General features: G+C 71.8%; 16 protein-coding genes. 15 read left to right on the top strand and 1 reads right to left on the bottom strand.

Annotation, left to right across the window (positions count from 1 at the left end; translation table 11 throughout):
* Positions 1-2 precede the first annotated feature (2 nt).
* From DEJ14_RS10650 to DEJ14_RS10630, 5 genes are all read left to right on the top strand, one after another.
* Entirely contained in the window at positions 3-974 is a 972-nt protein-coding gene (locus DEJ14_RS10650) for an AAA family ATPase (protein WP_111083877.1), read from the top strand.
* Complete coding sequence (locus DEJ14_RS10645; RefSeq protein ID WP_111083878.1) at positions 971-2,383, top strand: DUF58 domain-containing protein; 1,413 nt, start codon at positions 971-973, stop codon at positions 2,381-2,383. Before DEJ14_RS10650 ends, DEJ14_RS10645 begins: the two co-directional genes overlap by 4 nt.
* Complete coding sequence (locus DEJ14_RS10640; RefSeq protein WP_146249669.1) at positions 2,380-4,839, top strand: transglutaminaseTgpA domain-containing protein; 2,460 nt, start codon at positions 2,380-2,382, stop codon at positions 4,837-4,839. The genes DEJ14_RS10645 and DEJ14_RS10640 overlap by 4 nt, the downstream gene beginning before the upstream one ends.
* 68 nt (positions 4,840-4,907) lie before the next feature.
* The gene (locus tag DEJ14_RS10635; protein ID WP_146249670.1) at positions 4,908-6,767 is read left to right on the top strand and encodes an FHA domain-containing protein; all 1,860 of its coding nucleotides are present in this window, start codon (positions 4,908-4,910) and stop codon (positions 6,765-6,767) included.
* A gap of 68 nt (positions 6,768-6,835) precedes the next feature.
* The gene (locus DEJ14_RS10630) at positions 6,836-7,513 is read left to right on the top strand and encodes a hypothetical protein (protein WP_111083881.1); all 678 of its coding nucleotides are present in this window, start codon (positions 6,836-6,838) and stop codon (positions 7,511-7,513) included.
* Positions 7,514-7,518: 5 nt separating this feature from the next.
* Here the strand turns inward: DEJ14_RS10630 and DEJ14_RS10625 are convergent, their stop codons facing one another.
* Positions 7,519-8,511: an asparaginase gene (locus DEJ14_RS10625; protein ID WP_111083882.1), complete on the bottom strand. Its 993-nt coding sequence runs from the start codon at positions 8,509-8,511 to the stop codon at positions 7,519-7,521.
* Positions 8,512-8,569: 58 nt separating this feature from the next.
* Between DEJ14_RS10625 and DEJ14_RS10620 the strand changes: the two genes are divergently transcribed.
* The 10 genes from DEJ14_RS10620 (at position 8,570) to DEJ14_RS10575 (ending at position 19,299) form a co-directional block, all read left to right on the top strand.
* The gene (locus DEJ14_RS10620) at positions 8,570-9,079 is read left to right on the top strand and encodes an OsmC family protein (RefSeq protein WP_111083883.1); all 510 of its coding nucleotides are present in this window, start codon (positions 8,570-8,572) and stop codon (positions 9,077-9,079) included.
* A 6-nt stretch (positions 9,080-9,085) separates the two neighbouring features.
* Entirely contained in the window at positions 9,086-10,057 is a 972-nt protein-coding gene (locus DEJ14_RS10615) for an FKBP-type peptidyl-prolyl cis-trans isomerase (protein WP_111083884.1), read from the top strand.
* 2 nt (positions 10,058-10,059) lie between these two features.
* Positions 10,060-11,142 carry a 1-deoxy-D-xylulose-5-phosphate reductoisomerase gene (gene dxr / locus DEJ14_RS10610; RefSeq protein WP_111083885.1) on the top strand — a complete coding sequence of 361 codons (1,083 nt, stop codon included), beginning with the start codon at positions 10,060-10,062 and terminating at the stop codon, positions 11,140-11,142.
* 174 nt (positions 11,143-11,316) lie between these two features.
* Positions 11,317-12,651: a M50 family metallopeptidase gene (locus tag DEJ14_RS10605; protein ID WP_181437389.1), complete on the top strand. Its 1,335-nt coding sequence runs from the start codon at positions 11,317-11,319 to the stop codon at positions 12,649-12,651.
* A gap of 24 nt (positions 12,652-12,675) precedes the next feature.
* Positions 12,676-14,148 (top strand): purine-cytosine permease family protein, encoded by a 1,473-nt coding sequence (locus tag DEJ14_RS10600; RefSeq protein WP_111083887.1) that lies wholly within the window; start codon positions 12,676-12,678, stop codon positions 14,146-14,148.
* Complete coding sequence (locus tag DEJ14_RS10595) at positions 14,145-14,753, top strand: cysteine hydrolase family protein (RefSeq protein ID WP_258373158.1); 609 nt, start codon at positions 14,145-14,147, stop codon at positions 14,751-14,753. Before DEJ14_RS10600 ends, DEJ14_RS10595 begins: the two co-directional genes overlap by 4 nt.
* Before the next feature lie 74 nt (positions 14,754-14,827).
* Positions 14,828-15,961, top strand: coding sequence for a flavodoxin-dependent (E)-4-hydroxy-3-methylbut-2-enyl-diphosphate synthase (gene ispG / locus DEJ14_RS10590; RefSeq protein WP_111083888.1), 1,134 nt, complete (start codon positions 14,828-14,830; stop codon positions 15,959-15,961).
* Positions 15,962-16,014: 53 nt separating this feature from the next.
* Positions 16,015-17,766, top strand: coding sequence for a proline--tRNA ligase (locus DEJ14_RS10585; RefSeq protein ID WP_111083889.1), 1,752 nt, complete (start codon positions 16,015-16,017; stop codon positions 17,764-17,766).
* 159 nt (positions 17,767-17,925) lie between these two features.
* Complete coding sequence (nusA, locus tag DEJ14_RS10580; protein ID WP_111083890.1) at positions 17,926-18,921, top strand: transcription termination factor NusA; 996 nt, start codon at positions 17,926-17,928, stop codon at positions 18,919-18,921.
* Between the two features lie 66 nt (positions 18,922-18,987).
* A complete protein-coding gene (locus DEJ14_RS10575) occupies positions 18,988-19,299 on the top strand; it encodes a YlxR family protein (RefSeq protein ID WP_111083891.1) in 312 nt (103 codons plus the stop codon).
* Positions 19,300-19,349 lie beyond the last annotated feature (50 nt).

Raw genomic sequence — 19,349 nt, 5'->3', positions numbered from 1 at the left:
GCATGAGCATGACCCCGGAGCAGGCCACCTGGTTCGCCGACGTCGCAGGCCGCATCGTGACCAACGTCGAGCAGGTGCTCCTCGGGAAGACGTTCGTGATCCGCCTCGCGGTGACGGCGATGCTCAGTGAGGGGCACCTGCTCCTCGAGGACGTCCCCGGCACGGGCAAGACGAGCCTGGCGCGGGCGATGGCGCAGAGCGTGCAGGGGACGACGAACCGCATCCAGTTCACCCCCGACCTGCTGCCCGGCGACATCACCGGCATCAGTGTCTACGACCAGCGCACGCAGGAGTTCGACTTCCACCGCGGACCGGTCTTCGCGAACATCGTCCTCGCCGACGAGATCAACCGTGCGAGCCCGAAGACGCAGTCTGCCCTGCTCGAGGCGATGGAGGAGTCGGCGATCACGGTCGACGGCGTGAACCACCGCCTGGCGGCCCCCTTCATGGTCATCGCGACGCAGAACCCGATCGAGCAGGCCGGCACGTACCGTCTGCCCGAGGCGCAGCTCGACCGGTTCCTCATGAAGACCTCGATCGGCTACCCGGACCACGCCGCCACCGTGAAGATCCTCGAGACCTCGTCGGCTCCGTCGGCATCGGTTCCGCTCGCGAGCGTCGTGCCCGCGGCGACGATCACCGAGATGGCCGCGCTGGCCCGCACGGTGCACGTCGACGCCGTCATCGCCGACTACGTCACACGGTTGGTCGACGCGACCCGTTCGGCCAGTGAGGTCCGCCTGGGCGTCAGCGTCCGCGGCGCGATGGGCCTCATCCGATCGGCACGCGTGCTCGCGGCGCTGAGCGGCCGCCACTACGTCACGCCTGACGACGTCAAGGCCCTCGCCGTCCCGGTGCTCGCGCACCGCCTGGTGCTCGACGCCGAGGCGGAGTTCGACGGTGTCAGCGCGCCGAGCGTCATCGCACAGCTGCTGGTGGAGACGCCGCCGCCGGCCGACCGAGTCACGACGTGACGGACCGCCGGCCCGTCTCCACGCGCTCACGCCGTCCGTCCTCGACGCGGTCGCGTCGCGGGACGACGGCGTACGAGCGCACGGGGACGGTCGCCGGCCTGACCAACGTCCGCTCACGGATCGTCGGTGACCGCGAGGGCGTCGCAGCGGATGCGGTCGTCGGGATCGTCCGGGTCTGGGCAACGGCCTGGAGGCTCGTCAAGCGTTCCTGGGGCGAGGTCTCGTCCGTCGTCACCGGGCTCGGGTGGACGGTCGCGGCCCTCACGCTCGTCGCGTTCGTGGCCGGCTACCGGTTCGGCCTGCGCGAGATCGTCGTCGTCGGGTTCGCGGGAGCGGTGCTGGTCGTCGTCGCGGCGATCGCGCTCATCGGCCGCACGCGGCTGGTGATCCGGATGCGCCTGCCGCAGCACCGAGTGGCTGTCGGCGACGAGGCCGGCGTGGTGGTCACGGCGGAGAACCCGACGCGTCTGCCCTCCGTTCCGACGACGGTCGAGGTGCCGGTCGGCCCGGGTCTCGTCGACGTCGCGATCCCGGCGATCGGCGCGCACGGCACGTTCGAGCAGCTGGTGCCCGTACCGACCGTGCGCCGCGGCGTGCTCGACGTGGGTCCGGTCACCGGCGTCCGCGCCGACCCCGTCGGTCTCGTCCGTCGCGAGGTCGTCTGGACCGCACGCGAACAGGTCATCGTGCACCCGCGCACGATCGCGATCCCGTCGACGAGCACCGGGCTCGTGCGCGACCTCGAGGGGCAGGCGACCACCGACCTGTCGCCGGCCGACATCGCGTTCCACGCCATCCGCGAGTACATGCCCGGTGACGACCCCCGCACCATCCACTGGAAGTCGACGGCGAAGTCGGGCGCGCTGATGGTGCGCCAGTTCGAGGACACGCGTCGCTCGCACCTGGTCGTGGCGCTCGGCATCGCCCGGTCGGAGTTCGGGGACGACGAGGAGTTCGAGCTCGCGGTGAGCGCTGCGGCCTCGCTCGGTGCCCGTGCGATCCGCGACGGCCGGGAGGTCTCGGTCGTGGTGTCGGAACGCACCCCGGAGTTCGCGAAGCGTGCCGTCTACGCGGTGCGGACCCTGCCGACGGTCACCCCGACGCGACTGCTCGACGACTTCGCCTCGGTCGGACTCGCCGATGCCTGCCTGCCCATCGCCGAGGTCTCCCGGATCGTCGGCAGTGACACCGAGGGCATCTCGGTGGCGTTCCTGGTCGTCGGTTCGACGATCGGACTGCCGGCGCTCCGGCTCGCGGCGACGCGCTTCCCCGTGGGGGTCGAGGTCGTCGCGGTGATCTGCGAGCCCGAAGCGCAGCCACGGTTCCTGCGGGTCGCGGGCCTGACCGTGATGACCATCGGCTACCTGGACGACCTCCGGCACGCCCTGCACCGATCGGCCGCCGCGTGAGCGCCCCTGCGGTGGCCACCCCGACGCCGCCCGCGGAGCGTGCCCGTCGGTCGACCCGGCGTTCCGATCGCCGCGATGCCCGGCGGCTCGTGCCGTTCCGTCTGGCCGGCGGGACCCTCGTCGTGTGGCTCCTGCTCGCGGTGGCGAGTGTGTCGTGGTGGCCGGTGTACCGCGACGACTCGATGATCGTCGCGGCGGTGACCGCGATCGTGTTCGGCACCCTCGTCGCCCTCATCGGTGCGGTCCTGCGGCTGCCGCTGGTCGTGGTGGCGATCGCGACGGTGGCGGCGTTCACGCTCGCCGGTGTGCCCGCCGCCGTGCCCGGTCAGGCCAACGGGATCCTGCCGACGGGCCCGGGCCTGCTCGCGCTGTTCGCCGGTGTCGCGCTGGGGTGGAAGCAGCTGGTGACCATCAGCCTGCCGGTCGGCTCGTACGAGGCGCTCCTCGTGCCGTACTTCGTGACGCTCCTCGTCGCCACGGTGACGGCCGTGAGCGTGGCGACCCGGGCCTCCAGGCAGGAACTCGCGAGCATCCCGGCACTGGTGCTGTTCGCGATCGGGGTGGTCGTCGGGCCGAGCCGGCTGGACACGTCGATCGTGACGGCCGTCGTGCTCGTCGCCGTCGCGCTCGTGTGGGCGCTGACGGTGCGGCACGCACGTCGAGCGGTCGCCGTGGCGACCACGATCGGGTCGTCGGTGCCGATCGCTCGGTCCGTCGTGCGCCCCGCCCTCGTCGGCACGGGGACGATCGTCGCGGCAGCCGTCGTCGCCACGGGTCTCGGGCTGGTCGCGCCACCGGCCAACGAGCGCACCGTGGCCCGGACGGACGTCGTCAAACCGTTCGACCCGCGTGACTACGTCAGCCCGTTGAGCGGCTTCCGCGCGTACGAGGAACAGAGCGCGGCGGATACCGCACAGCTCCGGGTCACCGGTCTGCCGGAGAACGGGTTCGTGCGCATCGCGACGCTCGACACCTACGACGGCGTGGTCTACCGCGTCGGCGGGTCGGACGGCTCCTCGTCGTCGGGCACGTTCGAGCGCGTGCCGACGTCGGTCGACGTCCGTGGCGTGGACGGCACCAGGGTGCGCGTGGGGGTGACCGTCGACGGCTACAGCGGGGTCTGGCTGCCGACGGTGGGGGACCTGGAGCGCGTCGACTTCACCGGGACCGACGCCGACGACGAGCGCGGGTCCTTCTTCTACAACGGCTCGACGCAGACGGGCGCCGTGGTCGGCGGTGTCCGCGAAGGCACTTCCTACGACCTGACCGCCGTGGTCCCCGACCAGCCGACGGACGAGCAGCTCGCGGCCGCCCGCCCTGGCAGTGCCGCGGTCCCGACGGCTCGCGACGTGCCGGACGCCGTCCGCGAGACGGTCGAGGCGACGACCGACGCCGATGCGACGTCGGGTGCGAAGCTCGTCGCGGTGATCCAGGCGCTCAAGCGCAACGGGTACGTCAGCCACGGCGTCGGTGACGACCGGATGAGCCGTTCGGGGCACGGCGCCGACCGCATCCAGGAGCTCCTGACGTCGCCGCTGATGATCGGCGACCAGGAGCAGTACGCCGCCGCCGCTGCGCTGATGGCCGACGAGCTCGGGTTCCCGGCACGGGTGGTCATGGGCTTCACCGCGGGCGGCGACTCGGGGTCCGGCGGGGCGTCGGCGAGCGGGGGCACCACGACGTTCCGCGGCTCGGACGTCACTGCGCGCATCGAGGTCGACACCGCGCAGTGGGGGTGGGTGATGCTCAACCCGAACCCGAGTGTCCGCGAGATCCCGAACGAGCAGCAGCAGACGCCGCAGCCGGTGACCCGTCCCGAGACCGTCGTGCCGCCGCCTCCCGTCGACCAGCAGGACCAGGACCAGCAGGCGCCGCCACAGAGCGACCGGAACACGCCGCCCGTGCAGCCGCTGTGGTTGCAGATCCTGCTCGCAGCGCTGCCGTGGGTGCTCGGTGCACTGGGGCTGATCGCCCTCGTGCTCCTGCCGTTCGGGGTGATCGTCCTGCTGAAGCGGGTCCGCCGCCGACGGCGCCGTCGTGCTCCGACGCCGCGCGGTCGCATCGTCGGGGCCTGGGACGAGTACCGCGATGCGCTCCTCGACCGTGGGCACGACGTGGCCGGGTCGGCCACACGACGCGAGACCGTGGCCGGTGCTCCGGGTGAGGGCGGGACCGGACTGGCCGCCCTCGCCGACCGGGCGGTGTTCGGACCGAGCGACGTCGACCAAGCCGCCGCCGACCGGATGTGGTCGGCGACGGACGACGCGGTGGGCACCCTGCGCGCCGGTCGGACGCGCCGTGAGCGGTTCCGCACCGCCGTGTCGCTCCGGTCCCTGCGCGGACCCGAACGGCCGCGCGGGACCACCGGTCAGGGCTCGGCGAGACGCGGTGACTACGATGGCCGGAGGCCTGACGAGCGTCGTGGACGGCCGAGTGAGGACAGAGGCAGACCGTGATCAGATGCGAACACTGTGGATCGATGCTCCCGGAGGGGGCGATCTTCTGCGGTGAGTGCGGACGCGCGGTGACCGCCGGAGCGAGCCGCCGGCCGGTCGCTCCGACCCCCGTCGAGCAGGCGCCGCCACCGCCCCTGCAGCAGCCCGACTCCCACGGACGTCGGTCCGACCCTGCGGCCGACGCGTGGTTGCCCGAGTCGACCCTCGACCCCGCCACCCGCGCGTGGCTGACCGGTGCCGACCGCCGCAGCACCGAACCCCCGGCCGCGGTGCCCGTCCAACGCCCCGACGACCTCGCCCCGCGCGAGGCACCGTCGCATGTGCACGGAGCGGGTTCCGGCCTCGGCGACTGGTCGAACGCGGCCGCGCAGCCCGACGCCGTCCCCGCCCAGGACGAACCGCCCCTGGACCCGGACGCCTACCGCTCCGAGCCCGCCGACGCCCTCGCCGACGACCCCGAGCGGACCCGGTTGGCTCCCGTCGAGGACCGTCCCGTGACCGCGCCGGCCGCTGACGAGGCGCCGGCGCCCGTGTGGGCGCCGCCGGTCGCTCCGGCCCCGTCCGCGGCGCCGGCAGGGCCGTCCTGGTGGGTCGGCCGCGGTGCCTCCACCGAGGCCGCGCAGGCCGCGTCCGGAGCCGAGTCCGCTCCCGTCGTCCCGCCGGTCCCGAGTGCGCCGGCGAGCACTGACGACACGCTCCGTGACACGCCCCGCGACACCGAGGCGTCCTCGCACGCGACGGACGACGCAGCCGTGCACGCCGAGACCGACGGTGCTGACGACACGACGTCCACCCGCTCCGGCGAGCCCGTGCAGGACGGAGCGCTCGAACAATCGACCGCAGCCGTGCCCGTCGTCTCGCCGCCGCAGCCGGGGGACACCGCCGTCGTCGAGCCCCTGATCGACCGCCGACCGCCGCGGCCCGCGCCGCTCGTGACACCGGGCATGCACGCCACGACCATCTGCCACGTCTGCGGCAACCGCCTCGAGCCCGACGACATCTTCTGCGGCGAGTGCGGAGCAGTCCGCCCCGCCGTGACCGCCGCGTTCACCGGACCGGTCGTACCGCTGCCGATGGCGCGTCCGGACTGGGCGACCGAGCACTCCGGTGTGGAGTCGGCCGGAGCCGGCGGGTCGTCGTCGACAGACGTGCCGGACGACGAGATCCCGGCCGACGCGACCGCGGACGACCAGGTCACGAGCGACCAGACCGGGTCCGGCGAGACCGGGTCCGACGGGAACGGGTTCGTCGAGGCCGTGGCCGACGAGACCGCCGCCGACGACGAGTCGGCCCTGCCGGACAGCGAGGCCTCGCGCCCGGGTGGGCGTCCTCGCGGCGCACACGCGGCGCCGGTGACCGAGCCGACCGAGCCGTCCGGGTTCGAGAACGCGGCACCGCACGGAGCACCGCAGGACACCGAACGGTCCTGGGCTCCGCCCGAGCAGGCCCCGCACACCCCGCTCGCCGCGCCGCTGCCTCCGATCCCCGGGGCGGCACCGGAGCTCCCGTTCCCGCCGTCGGACCGTCCCGCGGCCAGCGCGGACGCCGACGAGCTCGACGAGGACGTCGACGAGACCCGCATCGTCTCGAAGACCCCGACGCGTGCGCCGTTCCTGCTGCACTTCAGCACGGGTGAGCGGTTCGGGGTGCACGGCACCGGCCTGCTCGGTCGTCTGCCGCGTCCGCAGCCGGGGGAGCGCTACGACGACCTGCTGACCGTCCACGACCCGGGCAAGTCGGTGTCGAAGACCCACCTCGAGCTCGGCCGCGACGGTGACGACCTGTGGGTGTCCGACCGGTTCTCCGGCAACGGCACCGTCGTCCGCCACATCGACGGTTCGATCCGTCGCTGCGAGCCCGGCCGTCGGTACCGCGTGGAGCGCGGGGCTCGGGTGGACATCGGCGAGCAGTTCTTCCTCGTGCAGTAGCGCTCGGAGTTCTCCACAGATCGGTCGTCGGCGCCCCGGAGACGCCGCCGTCCTGCTGCGATGGAGGCATGACCCCGTTCGCTGCTCGGTGCGTCCTGGTCGGGACCGCCGTCGTGCTCGTCCTCGCCGGGGTGTTCGCGCCCCTCGACGGCGCCTCCCGTGCGGTGGTGTTCGCAGCCGCCGGGTGCTGCGCGGTGCTCGACGTCCTGCTGCACCGCTCCGGCGCAGGCGGGCCCCGCGAACCGGAGTCGCTGTCCGGCGCCGACGCCGCAGCGGCGATCGAGCCCCTCTGTCCGAGCGCACCCGGACGGCTCCTGCTCGGCCACGGCCCGGACGGTGTCCCGTGGGAGACCGACACGACCGGTCACGTCGTGGTCGTCGGCACCGGGGCACTCGCCGCCGCGGTGTTCCGGGCGATCGCCGAGCAGCTCCGCGCCACCGCCGACCCGTGGGACGACCTCCGCGCAGCCGGCAGACTCGGAACCCCCGCTGGCGACGGTCCGGCGCTGCCCGACGGTACGACGCTGCCCGACGGCACGGCGGTGCTCGCTCGCCTCGACCGCTCCGGACGTCCGAGCGGCACGGTCGTGCTCGTCCCGGGCCTCGGCGCGATGCCACGGCTGTGGGACGCCGCGGTCGAGGTCACCCGCTACGGCTGCACCGTCCGTCGCCCACCCGACCGACGCGGTGTGACGCTCAGACCGGTGCTCCCGGTACTACCGGTACGGCCGGAGCTCGTCGGGTGATTGCCTCAGCGCAGGCCGGCGCCGACCCGGACCGCGCCGACCGGCACACCACCGCCGAGCACCTGCTCACCCGTCGCCGCCAGGACATCGGCCACGCCGTCGGCACCCACCAGCCCGTTCCGCTGCAGCAGGGTCAGCGCTGCGAGGGTGCCCGCACGCTGCGACCCGTCCAGCACCTTCACCGCGACCGCGGCCCCACCGGGCAGCCCCATCACCATGACGCCCTCGGCACCGAGCTTCGCCAGGACCTGCAGCCGCTCGATCGTGACGGTGTTGGCCCGCCCGACCCCGTCGATCGCCCACGGGTGCGCCAGGACGGCGTCGGTCAGCGCCGCGGAGTCGTCGTCGGCACGGGCGACGACGCCGGCGAACCCGCGTGCCAGTCCGGTCAGCGTGAGCGGGAAGACGGGAGCGCCGCAGCCGTCGGTGCCCACCAGGTCGACCGTCTCGTGGGTGTACTCCTCGACCACCGAGCGGACGCGCTGCTGCATCGGGTGCTCGATGTCCAGGTACGTCGCCTCGTCCCACCCGTTGACGCGGCACGCGGCGAGCATGCCGGCGTGCTTGCCCGAGCAGTTCATCGCCAGGCGCCGGGGGCCGTCCATCGTCCGGCCGGTCGCTCGGTCGAAGGGCATGTCCGGCGGACACCCGAGGTCGGCCTCGACGTGGTCGAACGACTCGAGCATGTGCAGCGCGAGGGCCTGGTGCGCGGCGGTACCGGCGTGGCTCGCGGTGGTGAGGACGAGTTCCTCGTCGGAGAACAGGGCACCGGCGCCGCGGACGGCCAGGGCCTGGAACGGCTTCATCGTCGAGCGCGGGTAGATGCTGGCGGCGACGTCGCCGACCGAGTCGACCACGGCACCCGCGGAGTCGACCACGACCCCGGCGCCGATGTGCCGGCTCTCGTCGAACCCGGACCGGTCGAGGACCGCGAGTTCGACCGACCCGTCGGCGGTGAGAGGATGGCGATCAGTGCGGACTTCGTGGCTCACCGTCATGCCGCCATGCTAGCCAGGGCGGACGACCGCCAGTGACGCCGACGAAGGGGCAGCACCCGTGCAGGACCACACCTACGAGGTCTCCGTCAGCTGGACGGGAGACCGCGGCACCGGTACCTCCGGCTACCGCGACTACGGCCGCGACCACGTCGTCTCGGCGGTCGGCAAACCCGACGTGCCCGGCTCCGCCGACCCCACGTTCCGCGGTGACCGCGACCGCTGGAACCCGGAGGAACTCGTCGTCGCGGCGTTGGCCCAGTGCCACATGCTCAGCTACCTGCACGTCGCGGTGACCCAGGGCTTCACCGTCGTCGACTACCGCGACACGGCGACGGCGTCGCTGAACCTGAACCGCGACGGCTCGGGCGAGCTCACCGGGGCGACGCTGCACCCGGTCGTGACGATCCTCGAGGCCGACCGGGTGGCCGAGGCCGAAGCCGCGCACGCCACGGCCGACCAGCTCTGCTTCATCGCCCGGTCGGTGTCGTTCCCGGTGCACCACGAGGCCCAGACCGTCGTCCGTGCTGCGACATTGGCAGGGGACTCTTCAGCGGGTGGGGCAGACTAGGTTTCCGTGAAGCGTCTGCGCCTGCTCCCGATCGCCCTCGTCCCCGCCGTCGTGCTGGGACTCGCCGCATGCTCCGGCTCCGGTTCGGACGGGTCCACGGCCTCGCCGACCCCGACCGCCAGCGCGACCGCCTCGGCGATCACGTCCTGCCCCGACCCCGGCAAGGCCTCTGACTCGATCCGGGCGACCGGCTCGTTCGGCGGCGCGAAGGCCCCGACGGTCAAGTTCGCGGCCGGTCTGTCGGCGAAGACGCCGCAGGCCACGAAGCTCGTCTCGGGCAAGGGCGCGTCGTTGGACGAGGGCGACTACGCCCAGGTGTCGTACACGGTCTACGAGGCCAAGGACGCCAAGAAGCTCGGCACGGTCGGCTTCGACGAGGGCAACCCGCAGGTCCTGTCCGTCGGTGGATCGGGCTTCGGCGCCCTGCTCGCCTGCTCGAAGGTGGGCGACCGTGTGGCAGCGGTGGGGCAGTCCTCGGCGCTCGGCTTCAACACCGGTGGCGAGATCGTCGTGGTCGCGGACGTCGTCGCGCAGACCCCCACCAAGGCGAGCGGCACCCCGCAGGACCAGGACCCCGGCCTGCCGACGGTCGAGGACAAGGCGTCCGGCGAGCCGGAGATCACGATCCCCGACGGCGTGAAGGCCCCGACCAAGACGACCGTCGAGGTCCTCAAGCAGGGTGACGGCGCGTCCATCGCCGACGGCGACACCGCCCTGGTGCAGTACAAGGGCGTCGTCTACAGCACCGGCAAGGAGTTCGACTCCTCGTGGTCGAAGGGCGCCCCGACGACCTTCACGGTCTCCGAGAGCGCACTCATCAAGGGCTTCGTCACCGGGCTCGTCGGCCAGAAGGTCGGCTCCCAGGTGCTGATCGTCGCCACGCCGGAGGACGCCTACGGCGCGAACCCGCAGGAGGGGTCGGGCATCCCGAAGAACGCCACGCTCGTCTTCGTGGTCGACATCCTCGCGAAGGGCTGACCATGGCCCGGCGCCGCTTCGTCGTCCTCGGCAGTACCGGCTCGATCGGCACGCAGGCGCTCGACGTCGTCGCCCGCAACCCCGACCGGTTCGAGGTCGTCGGACTGACCGCCGGCAGCAACCGGGCCCTGGTCGCCGAACAGGCCGCGCGGTTCGGCGTGCGCGACACGGCGTTCGGGGCGCAGGACTCCGAGCGGCTCGTCCGCAGCGTCGAGGCCGACGTCGTCCTGAACGGCATCACGGGGTCGGTCGGCCTCGGGCCGACGCTGGCGGTGCTCGAGACCGGTGCGACCCTGGCGCTCGCCAACAAGGAGAGCCTCATCGTGGGCGGTTCCCTGGTGCAGCAGGCCGCAGCGCCGGGCCAGATCGTCCCCGTGGACAGTGAGCACTCGGCGATCGCGCAGGCGCTCCGCTCCGGTGCCGACACCGAGGTGCAGCGGCTCGTCCTGACGGCGAGCGGCGGTCCGTTCCGCGGCCGCACCCGCGAGCAGCTCCGCGACGTCACCCCGGCGCAGGCGCTGGCGCACCCGACGTGGGACATGGGACTCGTCGTCACGACGAACTCCGCCACGCTCGTCAACAAGGGCCTCGAGGTCATCGAGGCCCACCTGCTCTTCGGTGTGCCGTACGACCGCATCGACGTCACGGTGCACGCGCAGTCGATCGTGCACTCGATGGTCGAGTTCGTCGACGGCTCCACCATCGCGCAGGCCTCGCCGCCGGACATGCGTCTGCCGATCGCGCTCGGCTTGGCGTGGCCGGACCGCGTGCCCGGGGTCGGCGTGCCGCTCGACTGGACCACGGCGAGCACCTGGACCTTCGAGCCGCTCGACACCGACGCGTTCGGCGCGGTCGCGCTCGCCAAGCGTGTCGGTGAGCTCGGCGGGACCTTCCCGGCCGTGTTCAACGCGGCGAACGAGCAGGCCGTGGCCGCGTTCCACGCGGGCGCCATCGGGTTCCTCGACATCGTCGACACGGTCGAGCGCGTCGTCGACGAGCACGTGGCGGGGGAGCCGTCACTCGACGGCGTGCTGGCGGCGGAGCACTGGGCCCGCGCCGCGGCGGACCGCGCGCTGTCCCACTGACGCGGGTCGCGCCTCCCGTCCGTCGCTTGGTCACCACGTGACGGACTGGGCCCACACCGCCGGTTCCGGCGCGACGCGCCAGCGGCGGGACGGCCGTGCTGGTGGGGAGAGGCCCGTCCCACCTCTCAGACGGCGCTCGGCTCCGTCATGGCAAGCGTCCCGTACCCTTTCCCGGTGACCGTCGAATCCGTCCTGCTCTTCGTCCTCGGCGTGGTCGTCTTCATCATCGGCCTGCTGGTCTCGATCGGACTCCACGAGCTGGGGCACCTGTCCTTCGCGAAGCTGTTCAACGTCAAGGTGACGCAGTACTCGCTGGGGTTCGGCAAGGCCATGTGGTCGTTCAAGCGGGGTGAGACCGAGTACGGCATCCGCCCGATCCTGCTCGGCGGCTACATCTCGATGGTCGGCATGCTCAAGCCGCGTGCCTCCGGCCGCCCGAGTGCGATCACGAACACCGGCATGTACGGCGCGTTCGTGCAGGACGCCCGCCAGGCCAGCGCCGAGCAGATCGCGGACTCCGGCGGCGACGACTCCCGCGCCTTCTACCGACTGACCCCGTGGAAGCGCATCATCGTGATGGTCGCGGGCCCGGCGATGAACCTGGTGATCGGGATCGTGCTGTTCGGCGTGCTGCTGTGCGGCTTCGGGTCGCCGACCACGACGTTCACGTCGAGCGTCGACTGCGTCCTGCCGACCAGCCAGACGACCGAGTGCACGTCGGGCGATGCGGAGTCGCCGGCGAAGCAGGCCGGCATCGCATCCGGCGACGTCGTGCTCTCGGTGAACGGTGAGCAGGACCCGACCATCGCGCGCGTCTCCGAGGTCTTCCAGAAGTCGGCCGGCGAGCAGGTGACGGTCGTCGTCGAGCGCGACGGTGCCCGGAAGACGCTCGAGATCACCCCGACGACCGCCACCCGCGACGTCTACGACGCCGAGGGCAAGGTCGTCACGAACGACGACGGCACCACGAAGACCCAGCGGGTCGGCGTCGTCGGCGTCAGCATCGGGCAGTCGCTCGTGCGGCAGTCGCCGGCCGAGGTCCTGCCCGCGACGGGTGCGCAGATCGCCGCGTCGGCGCACCTCATCATCGACCTGCCGCAGCGACTGGTCGCCGTCTGGAACGCGGCGTTCGGCGCGCAGGAGCGGTCGCAGGACAGCCCCGTGTCGGTCGTCGGTGTCGGCCGAGCGATCGGCGAGGTCTCGTCGATGAGCGGCGTGCCGGTGGTCGACAAGGCGTACACGATCCTCGGGCTGCTGGCCTCGCTGAACATCGGCCTGTTCGTGCTGAACATGGTGCCGCTGCTGCCGCTCGACGGCGGGCACATCGCCGGCGCCCTGTGGGAGGCGATCAAGCGACGGTCCTTCACGCTCGTCGGCAAGGCGGACCCGGGCCCCATCGACCTGGCCAAGACGATGCCGCTCACGATGATCGTCGTGGTGCTGCTGGCGGGGATGAGCGCGCTGCTGATCTACGCCGACATCGTTCGGCCCGTGAACCTGTTCGGGTAGTCGCTGCGGCGCTACGCTCAGCGGATGAGCACAGCGCCCACGAACTCCGGGCCCACCACCGCCGCGCCCGAGGTCCGCACCGTCGAACGGCAGGGTCTCGACGTCATCGCCGAGTCCGACCGCAAGGGCACCCCGCGGGGACTCTTCTGGCCGTGGTTCGCGGCGAACATCTCCGTCCTCGGCATCGCCTACGGGTCCTTCGTCGTCAGCTTCGGCATCTCGTTCTGGCAGGCCACCGTCGTCTCGGTCATCGGGGTGGTGTTCTCGTTCCTGCTGTGCGGCGTCGTCGCGATCGCCGGCAAGCGGGGGTCGGCGCCGACGATGGTGCTGAGCCGCGCGGCCTTCGGGGTCCGCGGCAACCGGGTGCCCTCGTTCCTCAGCTGGATCCTCACCGTCGGGTGGGAGACCTCCCTCGCCGCACTGGCGGTCCTCGCGACCTCGACGGTCTTCACCGAGCTCGGCTGGGACGGCGGGGTGCTGACGAAGGTCGTCGCCCTCGTCGTGGTCGCCGCGCTCGTGGTCGGGGCCGGCGTCGCGGGCTTCGACGTGATCATGCGCCTGCAGACCTGGATCACGGTCATCACGGGGGTGCTCACCGTCGTCTACGTCGTGCTCGCCGTGCCGTCCATCGACTTCGCCGCGGTCGCCGCGATGCCGACGGGCAGCAGCCAGCAGTTCATCGGTGCGCTCGTGCTCGTGATGACCGGCTTCGGGCTGGGCTGGGTGAACGCCGCTGCCGACTACTCCCGGTACCTGCCGCGGTCGTCGTCCACCGGGGGAGTCGTCGGGTGGACGACCTTCGGCGGTGCCCTCGCACCGGCGATCCTCGTGGTCTTCGGTGTCCTGCTCGCCGGGTCCTCGCCGGACCTGAACGTGGCGATCGGTGCCGACCCGATCGGCGCGCTCACCACGATCCTGCCGGTGTGGTTCCTGATCCCGTTCGCCCTCGTCGCGATCCTCGGGCTCGTCGGCGGCGCGGTGCTCGACATCTACTCGTCGGGCCTCGCACTGCTGAGCGTCGGCGTCAAGATCCCACGGCCGGTCGCCGCCGGGGTCGACGGTGTGTTCATGGTCGCGGGTGCGATCTACATCGCGTTCTTCGCGAAGGACTTCGTCGGTCCGTTCCAGGCGTTCCTCATCACCCTCGGCGTGCCGATCGCGGTCTGGGCCGGCATCTTCGTCGCCGACGTCCTGCTGCGTCGCACTGCCTACGCCGAAGGCGAGCTCGACGACCGTCACGGCCGGTACGGCGACGTCCGGTGGAGCGCGATCGCCCTGGTCGCGGTCGGCACGGCGCTCGGATGGGGCCTCGTCACGCTGGCGTCACCGGCTTGGCTGTCGTGGCAGGGCTACCTGCTCGAGCCGCTCGGCCTCGGCGGACGGAAGGGCGCCTGGGCCTACGCGAACCTCGGTGTGCTGGTCGCCCTCGTCGTCGGGTTCCTCGGCACCCTGTTGTTCGCCCGGGGCTCCGTCCGGCGCCAGGAAGCACAGCGGTGAGCGGAGCGGTGAGCACGTCGGTGAGCGGAGCGGTGAGCACGTCGGGGAGCACGAGCGTCCCCGACGACGCCTGGCTCGTCGTCATCGACATGCAGCAGCTCTTCACGGGGGAGTCCCCGTGGGCGGCGCCGCGGTACGACCACGCCGGTGTCGGCATCGAGCGTCTGCTGCCCCGCTTCACCGGACGCACGGTGTTCACCCGGTTCGTCGCACCCCAGCGCCCGCAGGGCGCCTGGGTGCCGTACTACCGCGAGTGGCCCTTCGCCCTCGTGCCGGACGCCGACCCGCTGTACGCGCTGACCGAACCCTTCGCGAGTGCGGCAGGGGACCGGAACGACCCCGTCGTGACCGAGCCGACGTTCGGCAAGTGGGGGACGGGCCTCCAGGCAGTCGTCGGCGACCACCCGCACCTGGTGCTCACGGGCGTGTCGACCGACTGCTGCGTCCTGTCCACAGCCCTGGCGGCGGCGGACGCCGGAGCGACCGTGACGGTCGTGGCGGACGCCTGCGCCGGGGCGAGCGACGCCGACCACGAGCGCGCCCTCGACGCGATGCGGCTGTACGCGCCGCTCATCACCGTGGTGGACAGCGCCGCGCGGCTCTGAACGTCCGGTGTGACCGGGCCGGGTCGATCAGAGCGAGCGCGTAGAGTGCTCACGTGCCCGCTGTGAACCTCGGTATGCCCAAGTCGCCCGAAACCCTCGCCCCCCGACGCAAGTCGCGCCAGATCCGGGTCGGCAAGGTGCTCGTGGGCGGCGACGCTCCGGTGTCCGTCCAGTCGATGACCACGACCCCGACGACGAACATCAACGCGACGCTGCAGCAGATCGCCGAGCTCACGGCCTCCGGCTGCGACATCGTCCGGGTCGCCGTGCCGACGCAGGAAGACGCCGACGCGCTGCCGATCATCGCGAAGAAGTCGCAGATCCCGGTGATCGCCGACATCCACTTCCAGCCGAAGTACGTGTTCCAGGCGATCGACGCCGGCTGCGCCGCTGTCCGCGTGAACCCGGGCAACATCCGCAAGTTCGACGACCAGGTCGGTGCGATCGCCGCCGCGGCGAAGGCCGCAGGTGTGTCGCTCCGCATCGGCGTCAACGCCGGGTCGCTCGAGCCGAGCCTGCTGCAGAAGTACGGCAAGGCCACACCCGAGGCGCTCGTCGAGTCCGCCGTGTGGGAAGCCAGCCTGTTCGAGGAGCACGACTTCCACGACTTCAAGATCTCGGTCAAGCACAACGACCCGATCGTCATGGTCAAGGCCTACCGACAGCTCGCCGCCGCCGGCGACTGGCCGCTGCACCTCGGTGTGACCGAGGCCGGCCCGGAGTTCCAGGGCACCATCAAGAGCGCCACCGCGTTCGGCATCCTGCTGGCCGAGGGCATCGGCGACACCATCCGCGTGTCCCTGTCCGCGCCGCCCGCGCAAGAGGTCAAGGTCGGCCTGCAGATCCTGCAGTCCCTCAACCTGCGCGAGCGCAAGCTCGAGATCGTCTCCTGCCCGAGCTGCGGCCGGGCCCAGGTCGACGTCTACCAGCTGGCGAACGACGTCACCAAGGGGCTCGAGGGCATGTCCGTCCCCCTGCGCGTCGCCGTCATGGGCTGCGTCGTGAACGGCCCGGGCGAGGCGCGCGAGGCCGACCTCGGCGTGGCGTCGGGCAACGGCAAGGGCCAGATCTTCGTCAAGGGCAAGGTCGTCAAGACGGTACCGGAGCACGAGATCGTGCAGACCCTGATCGCCGAGGCGAACCGCATCGCCGACGAGATGGGGCCGGAGGCCGCGCTCGGCAGCCCCGAGGTCATCACCACCCCGTAGCGCGCTGCGTCGCACCGTTCGTCCGGGTCGGCGCACGCCGCTAGGCTGGCCCCGTGGTCACACGGCTTTCGCATCTGTTCCTCCGTACGCTCCGCGACGACCCCTCCGACGCCGAGGTGACGAGCCACAAGCTGCTCGTCCGCGCCGGGTACGTCCGTCGCCAGTCCCCGGGGATCTTCGCCTGGCTGCCGCTCGGTCTCCGGGTGCGCGCCAAGATCGAGGGGATCATCCGCGACGAGATGGTCGCGGCCGGGGCGCAGGAAGTGCTCCTGCCGGCGCTGCTGCCGCGCGAGCCGTACGAGGCGACGAACCGCTGGACCGAGTACGGCGACGGCATGTTCCGCCTGAAGGACCGCAAGGGGTCCGACTACCTGCTCGCCCCCACGCACGAAGAGATGTTCGCGCTGCTGGTGAAGGACCTGTACTCGTCGTACAAGGACCTCCCCGTCACGCTGTTCCAGATCCAGGATAAGTACCGCGACGAAGCACGCCCGCGCGCGGGTCTGCTGCGCGGTCGCGAGTTCACCATGAAGGACGCCTACTCGTTCGACCTCACCGACGAGGGCCTCGAGCGCAGCTACCAGGTCATGCGCGACGCGTACGAGAAGATCTTCGCGCGCCTCGGCCTCGAGTACGTCATCGTCAAGGCGGACGCCGGCGCGATGGGCGGCTCCAAGTCGGAGGAGTTCCTGCACCCGATCGCCGTGGGCGAGGACACCTTCGTCCGCAGCGCCAACGGCTACGCGGCGAACGTCGAGGCCTACGTCACGCCCGTGCCCGCGTCCCTGCCGATCGAGGGCCAGCCCGACGCGGTGCTCCTGCCGTCGTCGGACACCCCGACGATCGACACGCTCGTCGCGCACGCGAACGAGGTCGCCCCGCGCGACGGTGCGCCGTGGACCGCCGCGGACACGCTGAAGAACGTCGTCCTCGCCCTCACCCACCTGGACGGCACGCGCGAGGTCGTGGTCGTCGGCCTCCCGGGTGACCGCGACGTCGACCTGAAGCGCGCCGAGGTGGCGTTCGCCCCGGCCGAGGTCGAAGCCGCAGGCGACGACGACTTCAAGAAGCACAAGGGCCTGGTCAAGGGCTACATCGGCCCGCAGGTCCTCGGCGCCGACAGCGCCACGGGCATCCGGTACTTCGTCGACCCGCGCGTGGTCGACGGCACCGCATGGGTCACCGGCGCCAACGAGCGCGGCGTGCACGTCTCCGGCCTGGTCGCCGGCCGTGACTTCGTGGCCGACGGTGTCGCCGAGGTCTCCGACGTCCGCGCGGGGGACCCGTCGCCCGACGGCTCGGGTCCGCTCGAGACCGCCCGCGGCATGGAGATCGGCCACGTCTTCCAGCTCGGCCGCAAGTACGCCGAGGCCCTGGGCCTCAAGGTGCAGGACGAGAACGGCAAGCTCGCGACCGTCACGATGGGCTCGTACGGCATCGGCGTGACGCGCATCCTGGCGATCCTGGCCGAGGCGCACAATGACGACAAGGGCCTGGCCTGGCCGAAGAACGTCGCACCGTTCGACGTGCACATCGTCGCCACCGGCCGTGACCAGGTCGCCTACGAGCTGGCGACGTCGATCGTCGCCGAGCTCGAGGGCGAGCGGTTCGACGTGCTCTACGACGACCGTCCGAAGGTGTCGCCCGGCGTCAAGCTCCGCGACGCCGAGCTGCTCGGCATGCCGATCGTGGTCGTCGCCGGCCGCGGCGCCGCCGACGGCGTCGTCGAGCTGTGGAACCGTGCCAGCGGCAAACGCCGCGACGTGCCGGTCGCCGAGCTGCTCGACGCGGTCCGCGCGATCTAGACGCCACCAGGAGACGGACTGGAGGCCCGGTGCCAGCTGGCACCGGGCCTCCCGTCCGTCTCGACTCGGGTCCGCGAGCCGCAGTGCGGTACGCTTGTGGCCGACTTCTGCGACGGTTCCATCCGCAGGAGCGACTCATCTGAATACGGAGGCACCTCGGTGAAGATCGATCTCGCAGTCCTGCGACTCATGGAGCGCGAGCGGGAGATCCCGTTCGACGAACTGGTCCAGATCATCGAATCTGCCATCCTGACCGCCTACCAGAAGCACGCCGAAGAGAACGGCGAGCCGGCCCACGCGCAGTCGCGTGTCGAGCTCGACCGCAAGTCCGGCGAGGTCAGTGTCTACGTCCCCGAGCTCGACGACGAGGGCACCGTCATCGGTGAAGCCGTCGACCAGCCGAGCGACTTCGGTCGCATCGCGGCCTTCGCGGCGAAGCAGGTCATCAACCAGCGCCTGCGCGACATCGGTGACGACAAGATCCTCGGCGAGTTCCGCGGCAAGGAAGGCGACATCGTCGCCGGTGTGGTCCAGCAGGGCCCCAACCCGCGCATGGTGATGGTCGACCTCGGCACGGTCGAGGCGATCCTGCCGCCCGAAGAGCAGGTGCCGGGCGAGTCCTACGCGCACGGTTCGCGCATCCGCGTGTACGTGACGAGCGTCGCCCGCGGCAACAAGGGCCCGCAGATCACGGTGTCGCGCACCCACCCGGGCCTGGTCCGGAAGCTCTTCGCCCTCGAGGTGCCGGAGATCGCCTCGGGCGTCGTGGAGATCACGTCGCTGGCGCGCGAAGCCGGCCACCGCACGAAGATCGCGGTCAAGGCGAACGAGCCCGGCGTCAACGCGAAGGGCGCCTGCATCGGCGAGCTCGGTGCGCGCGTGCGTGCCGTCACCAACGAGCTGGGTGCCGAGAAGGTCGACATCGTGGACTGGTCCCCGGACCTGTCGGCGTTCGTCGCGAGTGCCCTGTCGCCGGCCAAGGTGACCAGCGCCTTCGTGCTCGACGCGTCGACCAAGGCCGTCCGCGCACTCGTGCCGGACTACCAGCTGTCGCTCGCGATCGGCAAGGAGGGGCAGAACGCCCGCCTGGCCGCCAAGCTCACCGGGGCCCGGATCGACATCCAGCCGGACTCCATCCTGGACGGCGACGACTAGGCGATTTCGCCGCCGGCGTGCCCAGAAGGGCGCGCCGGATCGCGGACGTCCGAGGCAAGGAGTAGAGTGGTTCCCGTCAGAACGTGCATCGGCAGTCGTCGTCGCGCTTCCCGATCCTCACTCCTCCGAGTCGTCGCCCTGAGCGATGGCCGCGTCGTGGCGGATCCGAAGGCAGTCATGCCGGGCCGGGGAGCATGGCTCACACCGACCGTCGATGCCTACGATCTGGCCGTCAAGCGCAGGGCTTTCCGCCGTGCGCTCCGGTTGGATCGCGATCCCGACACGTCCGCGGTGCTCGACCACATCGTCGGCCTCTCACGAGCGTCGACCGAGCGCCCGGACATGACAGAACAGGCTGAACGGCTTATGGACAACTGATGAGCGGCTCGAAATGAGACCCGTCATCCATTGAGTCCTGCCCTTTACGG

The organism is Curtobacterium sp. MCJR17_020, assembly GCF_003234365.2.
GTDB lineage: Bacteria > Actinomycetota > Actinomycetes > Actinomycetales > Microbacteriaceae > Curtobacterium.
Note: the sequence above shows the minus strand (reverse complement) of the source record. Positions and strands in the feature narration are given on the sequence as shown.